Annotated in this window: 9 protein-coding genes; all 9 read right to left on the bottom strand. The window is 55.0% G+C overall.

Translation table 11 applies throughout. The features are described from left to right. Positions 1-336 precede the first annotated feature (336 nt). Entirely contained in the window at positions 337-4,872 is a 4,536-nt protein-coding gene (locus tag ENN66_03535; GenBank protein HDS15678.1) for a choice-of-anchor D domain-containing protein, read from the bottom strand. Positions 4,873-5,223: 351 nt separating this feature from the next. Continuing rightward, on the bottom strand, positions 5,224-6,357 hold the full coding sequence (locus ENN66_03530; protein ID HDS15677.1) for a hypothetical protein: 1,134 nt from the start codon (positions 6,355-6,357) through the stop codon (positions 5,224-5,226). 403 nt (positions 6,358-6,760) lie between these two features. Beyond that, on the bottom strand, positions 6,761-7,189 hold the full coding sequence (gene secG, locus ENN66_03525; protein HDS15676.1) for a preprotein translocase subunit SecG: 429 nt from the start codon (positions 7,187-7,189) through the stop codon (positions 6,761-6,763). Positions 7,190-7,276: 87 nt separating this feature from the next. Next, on the bottom strand, positions 7,277-8,032 hold the full coding sequence (locus ENN66_03520) for a triose-phosphate isomerase (GenBank protein ID HDS15675.1): 756 nt from the start codon (positions 8,030-8,032) through the stop codon (positions 7,277-7,279). Continuing rightward, positions 8,032-9,252, bottom strand: a complete 1,221-nt coding sequence (locus ENN66_03515) for a phosphoglycerate kinase (GenBank protein ID HDS15674.1) — start codon at positions 9,250-9,252, stop codon at positions 8,032-8,034. The genes ENN66_03520 and ENN66_03515 overlap by 1 nt, the downstream gene beginning before the upstream one ends. Before the next feature lie 135 nt (positions 9,253-9,387). Further along, positions 9,388-10,404 carry a type I glyceraldehyde-3-phosphate dehydrogenase gene (gene gap, locus ENN66_03510; protein HDS15673.1) on the bottom strand — a complete coding sequence of 339 codons (1,017 nt, stop codon included), beginning with the start codon at positions 10,402-10,404 and terminating at the stop codon, positions 9,388-9,390. A 217-nt stretch (positions 10,405-10,621) separates the two neighbouring features. Then, the gene (ccsB, locus tag ENN66_03505; GenBank protein HDS15672.1) at positions 10,622-11,467 is read right to left on the bottom strand and encodes a c-type cytochrome biogenesis protein CcsB; all 846 of its coding nucleotides are present in this window, start codon (positions 11,465-11,467) and stop codon (positions 10,622-10,624) included. 49 nt (positions 11,468-11,516) lie between these two features. Continuing rightward, positions 11,517-12,917: a cytochrome c biogenesis protein ResB gene (locus ENN66_03500; protein HDS15671.1), complete on the bottom strand. Its 1,401-nt coding sequence runs from the start codon at positions 12,915-12,917 to the stop codon at positions 11,517-11,519. Between the two features lie 159 nt (positions 12,918-13,076). Then, the coding region (locus ENN66_03495) for a hypothetical protein (protein ID HDS15670.1) at positions 13,077-13,254 on the bottom strand (178 nt) is incomplete at its 5' end.

The following is a 13,254-nucleotide window of genomic DNA, read 5'->3' as shown; positions in this document are numbered from 1 at the left end:
AATTTCTATTTTACCAGCGGCTCAGCCCCCCCATGGCTGAACACGCGTTCGTGCGCTCAAACACCGGCCGACAGAATAAAAAACAACCCCCGTTTTTATAAAGAAAGGGCCACCGACTCAAAGATGTCGGCGGCCCTTTTTCATTATTAAGAGGTTAAAACAGACAGAATTACTTTGATCATTCACTCAAACAAACCCTGGCTCTGCAACCAGCTGCTTTATTACCGCAACGTCCGGGCTTCCTCTTAACGGCAAGTTTTCCCCGGGGCGGCTTTGCTACCTGTGGACTCCAAGGCCCGATATCAACCGGCTTCAGCCCCGAGGATGACCGTCCGCCTATTTAACCCTGACACCACTGACCAGCTGGTCCTCAAACTGCAACTCACCATTGACATGACAGCTATACGCGCCGCTGAAGCTGTCCGCCGTCAACTGACCGATTTTATACGTATACTGGTATCTCAATCCGCCGGCTGGAATCGTAAATCTGATAATATAGCCGGAGGCGTCAGGATTATAGAGGATCTCCGGCGCATAACCTGTAAATTCCGGCCAGTTCAGACCGAGTCCGCCCTGACCGTCTTCACTCACAATCAGAAGCGTGGGGTGGGTTTTATCTTCCTCGTAATAACGCGAAGTCACCCGCCAGGTACCGGCCAGGGAATGAAGGTTCAGACTCTGCATCTCCAGCAAACCTTTATTGAAATCAAAAGGCCCACTCATTCCGGCATCCTTGATGTAGGTCGCCAGATAAAGCGTTCCGGCCAGGTATTTGAAATCGGAACCGTTGCTGAATGTCTCGCGGTTCGGTGGGGTAAGCACAATACCACCGAAAGAAATATCATTCTGCCCTTCATCGCCGACACCGCCCACGCAGGCGCTGCAACCCAGGGGCCGCAGATCGACCCGGCTCAGATCAAGCTTCAAGCCGGACGAGGCACTATTCATATAGGCAAGACTCTGCCAACCGAAAGAGGCATTATAGGGAAAAGGCTTCAGAGTACCGTTGGCGGTCAGGGCATAAATCCCTCCCGCGGAAAGCGGATCATGCGACAGCAGAATAAAGAGTTGGCCGCCCTGACGAGTTGACGCGCTAACCGCCATTTTATAATCCCGGTCACCGGTAAAACTGTCGTATTCGGTAACCGTGAAATCAGCATTGACCGTAGCTCGCAGCAACACCATGTAGGGAGTGCCCCAGTCAATTTCTTCATAGGGAATCGTAGCCAGATCCTGCACCGGACCGATGCTGATATAAAGACCATCCTCGAAATAACCGGAAGCATCGGGTGTGAACGTTACCTGACAGGTCAGGGAGTGGCCACCGGCATGAAGGACATCACCGGCTCTGATGCCGCTGACACTGAAATCAGCCGTGCCGGTAAGCAGCCCCTTCACCTGCAAATCATGATCTGAAGCGTTGGTGACGGTGACACTTAAAATGGTGCGGCTACCCACCTCGCAGTCGTGGAAACCAAGCTGCTCCGGCGAAAACTCGACCTCAACCCCCTGACCCTGCAGGGGAATCTCCTGCGCTGCCAGATCACGATCAAAAAAAATCCTCAGTCCGGAAGTAAAGGTATAAGCCGCGTCGGGAGTAAAGGTTACCACCGCGACCCGGGTCTGCCCTGCGGCCAAGACTCCGGGGGTCAGACCGTCGACGATAAAACGACTGTCGGGCAAATCCACGGCCACGATATTGACATCGACATCCCCGGTATTCGTCAGAACCAGAGTCTGGCTCCGGCTTGCGCCCAGGGCCGTACGACCGAAATCGAGAGCCTGAGGTGCGAGTGTGACGGCCGGGAGTGAAAGTTTGACTCCACTGCCACTGAAAACAATCTCATCCGTGACAACTCCGTGATCGTACAGCACCCGCATAGTCTGGGTATAGGAACGCACCAGCTGCGGCGAGAAGATGACCATGGCATCCAGCGCGCCCTGGGCCGGAATCGTTCCGGGAATACCGCTGACCGCGAAAGCCCCAGTCGGCAGATCCACCGCCGCGATCTCGATGTCAACGCTGCCGTTATTAAAAAAGCGCAGATTGGCGCTGCGGCTTTCATCAAGGTTGCAGGCCCCGAAATCAAGCTCATCCGCCACCGTAATCACATTATTAACATCAAAGACCCCGGTACCACTGAAGACAATCTCGGCCGGCGGCAAGCCATGATCGTAAATCACCCGCAGGGTAGAACTATAGTTTTGCGGCTCCGCCGGGGTAAAGGAAGCCACCACGGTCAGAGAATCATAGGCTGCGATACTGCCCGGCAGGCCACTGACGCTGAAAACGGTGCCGGGCAGATCAATCCCCAGAACCGAGATATCGACATTGCCGGTATTGACAAAATTGAGTGCGACCGTTCGCGTCGCCCCGACCGCGCAATTACCGAAGCCGGTATTGCCGGGCGCCGTCACCCCGGCGATAACATTACCGACCCCAACACCACTCAGACCGATCTCGCTGGTGGCCAGGCCATAGTTATAGAAAACCCGCAGAGAACCGGAGTAGGAACGCGGCTGCTCCGGCTCGAATTTCACCAGGGCGACCAGATCCTTGCCGGCCAAGATCGTCCCGGAAAGCCCTTCGACACTGAATCCCGGAGAAAGATCGTACCCCTTGATATCGACATCGACGTTACCGGTATTGGAAAAGGTAAAAACCATCGACTTGCTTTCATCGACAAGCACGCTGCCGAAAGCCCCGGAACCCGGAGTCACGCGAATTCCGGCAACCGGCGGCACGGTTGCCACACTGACTCCCTGCAGATTAACCCTCAGGCTGGTACTGTCCGAGGTGATCGTAAAATCATCGATAAAGGTGCCGTCCGTGGTCGGGGCAAAGCGCACATAAAGTTTGTAACTGGCGCCGGGCACCAGGTTAATGCTGGAGCCATCCATTGCCACTAGTTCAGGCGGCAGGGAAACATAGGAAAAAGGGGCCGCCAACGGGGTTACATAGCCGATCTGCATTGTGCTGTCCCCAATGTTTTTCATCTTGATCGACAAGGTCGGGGCTTCACCGGCCTGGACCGCGCCGAAATCAAGCAGCGGCGGCACCAGGGGGGTGTCATCCTCGTTGAGCAGAATCAGCTGAGGCTGCCCCAAGGTAAAGCGCTGCCCATAGATATCGGAATTCGTGGTGTTGAGATTCCGGGCATCCTTCCAGACGGTCAGAAACTGATGATTGCCGGGATTATAGGCGGTGACCGGGTTGTACTGATTGGCGGGTTCAACGCAAACGGCGTAATTATTACCCCGCAAACTGCCCTCGGAATCGACGAACTGCCCGTAAATATCGAGGTTTTCCAGAGAAACTTGGGAATTTCGCCCATCCTGCCAGGTCACGAAGAAACGCTGATTCGAGGAATCCACCGCCACCTGCGGCCGGGTCTGGTTGGCGGCCAGAAGGTTGGCGTCCTGGTTTCCGTCGCCGTTGCTGTCCTGAAAACCGATCGCCAGGTTGGCGCCGTAAAGGCCGCCGCCGGAATAAAGCAGCTGGCCGAAAATCTTGCTGTGCAGCCCATCCCCGACTCCGCCCCAAACGTCCCGGTCCTCCCAGACGACAAGAAACTTGCGATGGATTCCGTCAAAACCGATGGCTGGATAAAAACAACCCTTGGTGGAACTGTCGACCAGCTGGGCATTCACCACGGTCTGGTCGATATATTTATCAAAAAGGGCGTAGATATGAGTCAGGCCGTCGTCACCGTCCCACAGATCCAGCTCCATTTTCGCGGAAAAAAGGTCGTTTGCATCGGCATAGCCTTCCCCCGGATCGGGATTGGGATAATCTTCATAGGTAATGGTCAGGGTCGCCCGGCCCCGCACCCCCTCCCAGACGATCAGGGTTTCAGGCGAGGACTGATCACAGGCCACCTTGACATTATTGATATTACTAAAATACTCGTAGACATAGGCATCCTCCTTGTCGGATCGGCTGTGCGAGATCAGCCGCACCGTCCGAACACCATCCCTGAAATTATCGTCATCATCGAAATCACCGTCACTGTCGCTATCGACCGGAATCAGGCTGGTATTGCGCAGCAGCTCCGGACCCGAGACCGCAGTTTCGACAGCCGCGTCAATGGCGACATAGGCGACCGCGTTGCTGTCGCCGAAGTTCCAGGTCGTGGTAATCGCCACCCGAGGAGTGGTTTCATAGGCCGCCACGCCGAAAGGCTGCTCCTCAATCCTCTGCAGACGGTTTCTGCCCTCGACCCAGACCAGCCAGAACCGATCGCGGGCGCCGTCGTAAGCCAGATCCGGCAGTTTGCGCGAACGCAGTTCATCGCCGTCGATCGAATTATAACCGACCGCCGCCTCCGTCCCCAGCGTCACCCCGGAACAATCCGCCGGCACCAGCAGGGAGACATCCAGCATCCGGTAATACAGATAGCCCCCGGCGGTCGTGCCGCGCACATCCTGCCAGGCGACCATGAGCTTATCGGTGCCGGCCGTCTGGGGACTAGCGTCCGGCAGGTCGCGATAGGCGGCCACCGGCACGGTCTGATTGCCGGGAGCCGTGCAGATCGCGATTTCATCACCGCAATAGGTGCCGTCATCGTTGATGAAGCGACCGTAGATATCGGCCCCACTCACGCTCCAGTTGCGCCAGTCTTCCCAGACCACGAACCATTTGTTCTTGTCCGGCACGGCGATGACATAGGGATTCTGCTGATCATCCGGCAGCAGGGTCGTCGTGGCGTTGATTACCGAGATGGGAATATTATCGCCTTCGTTGGCGGCCTGCAGCGGCGCCGACAACAGCGAGCTCAGGACCAGCCACAACAGGGCCAGACAGAAAAAGTGGGTGGAAAAAGAAATCCCGCCCGACTGCGGCCGATTTTTTACAGTTGCCGTTGCCCTCATACGTTTCTCCCCAAAATCAGAACTCCTGCCTGAAACCGCCGGTTTGGTCAGCAAGCCAGCGGTTTACACAACTACTAAGTAAGCCTGGCGCCTGGATAGCGACATTTATTTGCGAAACTCACGAATATTCCGGGAACACGATCCCGGATCTCCTATGGAAATCAGGTCAATCCCTGTAATCTTCGGCTGGGCTGAAAGCGTCCTCAGACCGCTAACGCGGCCATACTTGTAACTGTAACCGGCTTTTGAGCCGGCTTAATTGAAAATCACCAATCTTTTTATTCAACCGACAATCCCGCAAGCTTAAATCAACGCTTCCACAATCGACCTTAACAACCAGCGGTTTTCAGCCTAGCTGGGATCCGCCGCCACCGCGAGCGGCTCGGTCAGCAGGTCGCGCTCGACCGTGGCGACAAAGCTGCGCACCAAGCTGCCGGTAGCCCGGCGAATGGCCTTGGCCACCAGCCTGCGGTATTCCTGTTCAGCATAAATACTTTCCGGAATGACCTCGACCTCGGAGCGATTGCTCCACAACAGACTCCCGGTCCTGGCATCCTGAATCATGATCCTGACCTGAACCACGGCCCGCGGCACCTTGCCGCCATTGTGAGCCAGATAGGCCGCTCCGGCTCCGGCCGCTCCCCAGAGAGCCGTGTTCAGAGCATGATAGTCCTTGAGACTGGTCACCGTCGGCCCGAAAAGCGGGTGCCCAGACGACACGGTGTCCTTGGTTTCATCAAAAGGAAAATTCTTATTGGCGCTGCCGAGAGCCGTGCCGACCAGCCCGCCGATCGCCATTTTATCCGTCAATTCATAGTTGTCCGACTTGGCCAGTCCGAAAAGAAAACGCTGACTGCTGTTGAAAAAGAACGGCAGAATGCCAACGTGGAAAGGATTAAAATCATCCTTGGCCATCCCTTTTTCAAACTCAATCAAACGGCCCCTGACAATATAGTCGGCGGCAAAACGGTCCCCGATTCTGGCGACTTCAAGGCTGTTCAGGGAAATATGCCTGGAGCTGCCCAGGCCTTCGGACTCGGACTCCTTCTCCCGCCTCAGTTTTTCCAACTCTTCATTACGGGTGATAGCGTAACGCAGTTCCTCAACCATAGCCGTCGACCATTCCCCACTGTCGGCGGCGGAACGCATGTAATTATTATTAGGAGTTTCGACAAAAAAAAGCTCCGGCGGTTCGATGATATGCTCGGCCATGAGATAATCAACCACATCCTCCTCCAAGGCTGTAGCCAGGCCATAACGAGCGAACTCATCCCGCAGGGCTTCCGTCACCAGGAGATTACGCCGCCAATAAAGTTCAGGACTGGAATCCGGGGTGTAATCGGCAAAGGGCATGATCACCACCTTTTTTCCGGAGGCCTGAATTCTGTCCGTCGGCATCGGACTGACCGTCTCTTTGGTCACCTGTCCACAAGCCGCCGACAACAATGTCATCATCGCGACAAAGATAACATATTTCGGTTTCATCGTCCCCGCTCCTTCTCACCCTTTATCCTGAAAACAGTTAGCAAAATCAAGCATCAGCTGAATACAATCAAGTCAATTCATAACAATGAAACCCGTCATTGTCAACTAATTAGTCATTATTACAGTACAATCACAAAGCTGAACCCGGTTTTTTCAAGCCTGTAATCAAAAGCCTGCCCGAGCAAACCGGATCTGAAGACCTGAAGCCCGCCTTTAACAGGGGCAGGTTATAAAGCGACGGCGGAACCTAAGGCGATAAGCAGGAAAATTCCGGCTGAGCAAACGCCCGTCCCTTCCAGAGCCAGCCAACAGCATTGGCGGCATATGCAAACAATGTTCCACAAAAAAAGGCTACCGAAAACCGGTAGCCTTTTTTTTGAAAAAAAATTCATTTAGCCCGCGACTATTCGCCGGCGGGCTTTTCCGATCCCGCGCCGACATTTTCAGCCGCCGGCGCGGCTTCCGCCGGCAGCGGTGCGGGGGTCTCCGCGACAGTCGACGGCGCGGACGCAGCCGGGGTCTCAGTCGGAGCCTGAGCCTCTACAGCCACCGGCGTCTGGTAGTCTTCCATGACGGTGCCTTTGGCGCGATGAGCCGACATCACGGTCAGCGAAATCGAGGTGATCATGAACAAGGCCGCCACGATGGCGGTCAAGCGGGTAAAGAACTTACCTGAGCCGGACCCCCCGAAAAGCGACTGGCTGCCGCCACCACCAAAAGCCGCTCCCATACCGCCGGCACTTCCCGACTGTAAAAGAATGACAACGATCAGAATAAAACTGACGATAACATGAACGGCGATTATCAATGAGGTCAAGACTGGCTCCCGAATATCTGGTCAAAGAGATTAAGCAAAAGGCGAAAAAGCTGAAAGCTGGAGCTTTTACCAAGCCGAGCCGGCAAAGTCAAGTAAAAGAAATTATAACGGCTTATCCCCGCCGGTAAAAGCCATCCTCAGAAAGGAGTCGGGATCCAGCGATGCCCCTCCGACCAAAAGCCCGTCCACCTCGGGCTGAGCCAGCAGGGCCGCCGCATTTTCCGGCTTGGCACTGCCCCCGTAAAGGATCGGCAGAGCCACTCCTTGCGCAAACCGTCCGACCAGAAACTTCCGAATCCGCGCATGCATGAGCCGGGCGTCATCCGGAGTCGCGGTTTGTCCGGTACCGATGGCCCAGACCGGTTCATAGGCTATCATCAAGGATGCGCCCGGAAAATCCGCAAGCCCCAGTTCGAGCTGACGTAAAACCACGGCGTCGGCCCGACCGGCCCGACGCTCGGCTTGACTTTCCCCGACACAGAAAATCGGCGTTAGTCCGGCCTCGGCGACAAGCTTCAGTTTACAGGCCAGCAAAGCATCATTTTCGGCAAAATAGTGCCGCCGCTCGGAATGACCGACCAACACGTATTCAACCCCGATATCGCGCAACATCGCCACCGAGGTTTCCCCGGTCAGGGAGCCTTCGGCCTGGGCGGCGCAGTTCTGCGCCGCCAATCCGATACCGGCAGCGGCGCAAGGTCCGGCAAGTTCGGCGAGCAGGGTGAAATTGGGTGCCAGAATGAGTTTACAGAAGGGCTTTTTACCCTCCAGACCGGAGCGCAACGCTTCCATAAAACGCCGACCCTGAGACAGGGTCAAATTCATTTTCCAGTTACCGGCAAGGATCTGAAGAACCATCAGAGACTCTCCACAGATCCGTTCCGGCATTCCTCCAGCACCTTGACCGCCGGCAGAATCTTTCCTTCCATCAATTCAAGAAAAGCGCCCCCCCCGGTGGAAATATAGGAAATGCGGTCAACCTCGCCGGCCTTGTGCACGGCGACATCGGTATCACCGCCGCCGACAATCGTCAGGGCATAGGTACTGGCAATATTATGCACCATACCAAGGGTACCGCGACTGAAAATCGGCACTTCGAAAACCCCCATCGGGCCATTCCAGACAATCGTTTTGGAATCCTGAATCACCTCGTTGAACAGGGTTGCCGAGGCGGGTCCGATATCGAGCCCCATCCAGTCCTTGGGAATCTCCTGCACCGGCACGACCCGGGTTTCGGCATAGGAATCCATCGACGGAGCCGCGACACAGTCAACCGGCAGATAGAAACGGATGCCGCGGGCGATAGCCTGGTCAAAAATCTCCCGGGCCTGATCAACCATGTCGAGTTCGACCATTGACTTCCCGAGACCGAAACCGTGGGCCTTGAGAAAGGTAAAAGCCATGGCGCCGCCCACGATGATCCGGTCAACCGAGTTGAGAAGGTTGCGAATCGCCAGAATCTTACTTGAAACCTTGGCGCCGCCGATAATCGCGGTCAGGGGTCGCAGTGGATTTTTCAAGGCGCGGGCAAAATATTCAAGCTCCTCCCGCATCAGGAAACCACCCAGACAAACCGGAATAAAATTGGTCACGCCGACCACGGAGGCGTGGGCCCGATGCGCGGTCGCGAAAGCGTTATTGACATAAATATCGATACCGGTCGCCAGGGAGCGGGCGAACTCGGCGTCATTCTTGGTCTCCCCTTTGTAAAAACGCAGATTTTCCAGCATGAAGACCGCGCCCGGCGCCGCCGCCGCGACTGCCGCCGCAACTTTCTCACCGATGCAATCGTCAAGAAAAACCACTTCTTTATTGAGCAACCGGCTCAGCCTTTTGGCTACCGGCTCCAGCGAATATCTGGCATCAAATACACCTTTGGGACGGCCCATGTGGGTTGCCAGAACAATCACCGCGTTTTCATCAAGAAGATAGTTGATACTTTTCAGCACGCGACGGATGCGAACATCATCGGTAATATTGCCGCCGTCATCCATGGGCACATTGAAATCAACCCGCATGAGAACCTTTTTACCGTTATAAAAACCCTCCGGAACCTGATCAATATAGCGAACTCCCATTGCTCCTCCTGATAATTGGCAAAGGTCGCTTGTACGCGACGGCTAGGTTGGCGGCTTGTCCGCAACGATCAAGCCGGAATCCAAAAGCCTCCGGAAAACCAGGTTTTCCGGAGGCTTTAAACATTCACGTTCCGATCAGAACAGGCCCGTCCGTTGAGCGACATAGGCCGTCAGATCATTGAGACGGCAGGCATAACCCCATTCGTTGTCATACCAGGCCATCACCTTGATCATGGTCCCGTCGATAACATTGGTCAGCGGAGCGTCAATAATCGAGGAGTTGGAGTTATGATTGAAATCAATCGACACCAAAGGTTCATCGGAAACCGCCAGAATACCTTTCAAGGAACCCGAGGCCGCCACGCGAAAAGCTTCATTGACCGCCTCGACGCTGGTCGCTTTTTCACTCTCGAAAACCAGGTCGACCATGGAAACATTGGGGGTCGGCACACGCACCGCCAAACCATCAATCCGACCTTTCAAGGCCGGCAGGACCATTCCCACCGCCGCCGCCGCCCCGGTGGTCGTCGGAATCATCGACATGGCCGCGGCCCGGGCCCGACGCAGATCCTTATGCCGGGAATCAAGAATTTCCTGGTCCCGGGTATAGGAGTGAATCGTGGTCATCAGGCCTCGTTTGAAGCCAAAGTTCTCAAGCATGACCTTGGCCGCCGGCGCCAGGCAGTTAGTGGTACAGGAGGCATTGGAAACCACGAAATCCTTTTCCGGGGTAAAGCTTTTCTCATTGACCCCGAGAACAATGGTGGCGTCGGCCTTTTTTACCGGCGCGGAAACCACGACCCGCTTCACGCCAAGATCAAGGAAAACGGCCGCCGCCGCCCGATCGCGATACAAGCCGGAACATTCCATGACGATATCAATCCCCAGATCCGTCCAGGGCACCTGCCGAGGATCGCGACTGGCCACCAACTTAATCCGGCGACCATTGACAATAATGCATTTATCTCCGGCTTCGACCTCGGCCGCCAGCCGGCCGGAAACGGAATCATATTTAAGCAGATGGGCCATCGTCCGGGCGTCATCGGTGGTACTGACGATCGCCTCGAAGTTAAAGCGGTCATCATCAACCGCGGCCCGCAGACAATCCCTGCCGATTCTGCCAAAACCGTTTAACGCTACGTTCACAGCCATAATCCACTCCTTTAAAAAAGATCCGAAAAGCATTCAAAACGGCTTCGCCGCTTCCGCTAGGCCCGGTCTCGGCGAAGCCTTTCGGGCTGTACATTTACAGACTTTAGTAATTACACAAAAAAACACATTAGTCAATCGGTGAAAAAGGGAAAACGCGGAAAAACCCGCTCGCCGACAAAGTAATCACCAATCCCTCGCCGGCCTCTCCGGGCGCGGATCAACTACCACCGTAGCTGTGCAGACCGGAAAGCAGCAGGTTGACCCCCAAATAGGTAAACAAAACCGCCAGAAATCCGACAATCGAAAGGGTTGCGGCCTTGATCCCGCGCCAGCCGCGAGTAATTCTGGCGTGCAGAAAGGCGGCGTAGATAAACCAGGTAATCAAGGACCAGGTCTCCTTGGGATCCCAGCTCCAGTAAGTACCCCAGGCATAATTGGCCCAGGCCGCACCGGTCACGATACCGATGGTCAGCAGGGGAAAACCGATGGCGATGGTTTTGTAAACCAGCTCATCCAGAACCAAGGAGCTGGGAAAGGCCCCGAGTGGACCGCCACGCCGCCGACTTTCTTCGTAGCGTTTTTTGAGAATAAAGGTAATACTCAGACCGCAGGACACGGCAAAGGCGGCATAGCCGAGGAAACAGGTCACAACATGGGAAATCAGCCAGTTGCTCTGTAACGCCGGCACCAGCGGTTGAATGGTCTCATTGACCGCCGGCGAGATCGATGCGTAAGCCATTCCAAGAAACGCGAAAGGAGTAACGAAAGCCCCCAGAACCGAAATTTTATATTTATACTCGATGAAGAGATAGAGCATAATGATCGTCCAGGAAAAAAACACCAGCGATTCGTAGAGGTTGGACATCGGAGCATGGCCGATGCCGAGTTCGTAGGACTCATACCAGCGCAGGCCGATCGCCACGGTCTGCGCCAGCCAGCCGGCCAGCAGAATAACCGTCGCCGACCGGGCCACCAGAGGATGGCGAAAGGCAAGATAAACGACGTAGACGACCATCGCCGCCAGATAAACAAAGGTCACGATACTGAAAATAAAAGTGTTCATTACATTTCCCTAAAAAAAATTATCGGCGAGTCCCCGCAGGACTCGCGATTCAGCTCCAGCCCTTGATTTTTTCAACCAGCGCCTGAAATTCAAGTTCAAAGGAAGGCTGGTTCTTGTTGCTGTCACCGACCAGTACCAGGCACAGACGACCGGGTTTTTCCGGATTTGCGGCCAGACGCAGCCAGAGCCGCTTGTGGGACATGAAAAAAGCGACGTAAAGACCGAGAATCATCATCAGGCACCCCAACCAGACGATCCAGACCCCCGGATCCCGGTTAACCTGAAGCCCGGTATAATAACGCTGCTGAATCTTCTTAAAAACCCCGAATTCCGAGGTTTGACGATTTTCTTCCCCAAATTTGGGAAAACGCAGAAAGGCCCAGAACTGATAGGGTTCCCCCCCCGATCCCGGATCCCGCAGCACCAGCACGGCCGGACCCATCCGCATATAGTTTTCTTCGTAACGCAGAACTTCTACCCAGCCCCATCTTTCCGGCAGGCGCACGGGCCGGCCAACTTCCAGTTTGAGCGGCAGAATCAGCCCGCTGTCGCGAAAATGCAGCTCCAGATCTACCAGGCCGCCATAGGCCCCGTAGCTGGACTGATAGAAGGTAAAACCCTGATAGGAAACCGGGTGATTAACCTTAATAATCTTTTCCTTGACGATCTTTCCTTGATCGAGAATCACCAGATCGCTGGCGTACTCCTTAGGAGCGCCGTTCTCGTAAAAATCGACCGTAAAAGCTCGGCACTCAACCTCGAAATCGAGCCCGATCGGAACCCGTTGGTCGCCGTAGGTAAAAAAGGTAGCGACCTTTTCGCCTTCCGGAATATTGACAAAACCCTTGACCCCGAAAACCGAACCGATAATCCCGCCGGCAAAAATCACCAGAACGCTTAGATGCACAAAATAGACCCCGAGCCGGCTCCAGCGTCCTTTTTCCGCTCGAAAATGAAGCTCCGGGCCAAGGACTCCGGCGTGCTCGACCCAGGACCAGGAGGCCGGCCATAAATCCTGCAGGGAAGCTCGCAGACTCGCCGGATCGGCGGGCAGGGCCGGCCAGGATCGATTCCAGACATTGGCCGCGGCCCGTTCAAGCTCCTTATCCAGCAAGCAGGTGGGCTGGGAAAAGAAACGCCAGGTGCGGGGAAAATGCTTCCAGGAACAAGCCATGAGATTTACGGTCAACAAAAGAAGAATCAGAACAAACCACCAGGAATGATACATATCCAGAAATCCCACCCCGAGCAGGATCCTGTAGGTCGATTCCTGATAAAGCTTGAGATAGTCCTCACGCAGCAGGTTCTGGGGGATAACGGTCCCGATAATCGACACCAGGGCCAGGGTGATCAGGAGAAAGATCGTCAGTTTCAGAGACGATAAAACCGCCCCGATTCCGGCCAACCATGACTTCTTACGGGAATAATCTTTTTTGACGGCCACTTTCAATACCTATTTAGTATGGTTTCAGAAAAACTATCACGGCAGACCTCGCCAGTCAAGCGGAAAAGATACCTCAGTCCGCCAGTCGGTCGAGGGCATACCGGATAAACAAAAGGGGCACCCCCCGGGGCACCCCTTTATATACATTCTCACTCTCTTGATCAACTATTTTTTGTGACAGCCGGTACAAGGGGTGGGACCGGTCTTTTTGCCGGCGTCCTTCATATTCTTATGGCAACCGCGGCAGGTTTTATGCGCAGCATCCTTACTGCTCAGCTTCTTGCCATCCTTTTCCGCCTTGTGACAGGCACTGCATTTCTCGATCGCGCCACCAACTTTAGAG

This window comes from Pseudomonadota bacterium, from assembly GCA_011049115.1.
Classification (GTDB): domain Bacteria; phylum Desulfobacterota; class Anaeroferrophillalia; order Anaeroferrophillales; family Tharpellaceae; genus DSCM01.
This window is presented reverse-complemented; position numbering and strand designations above follow the sequence as displayed.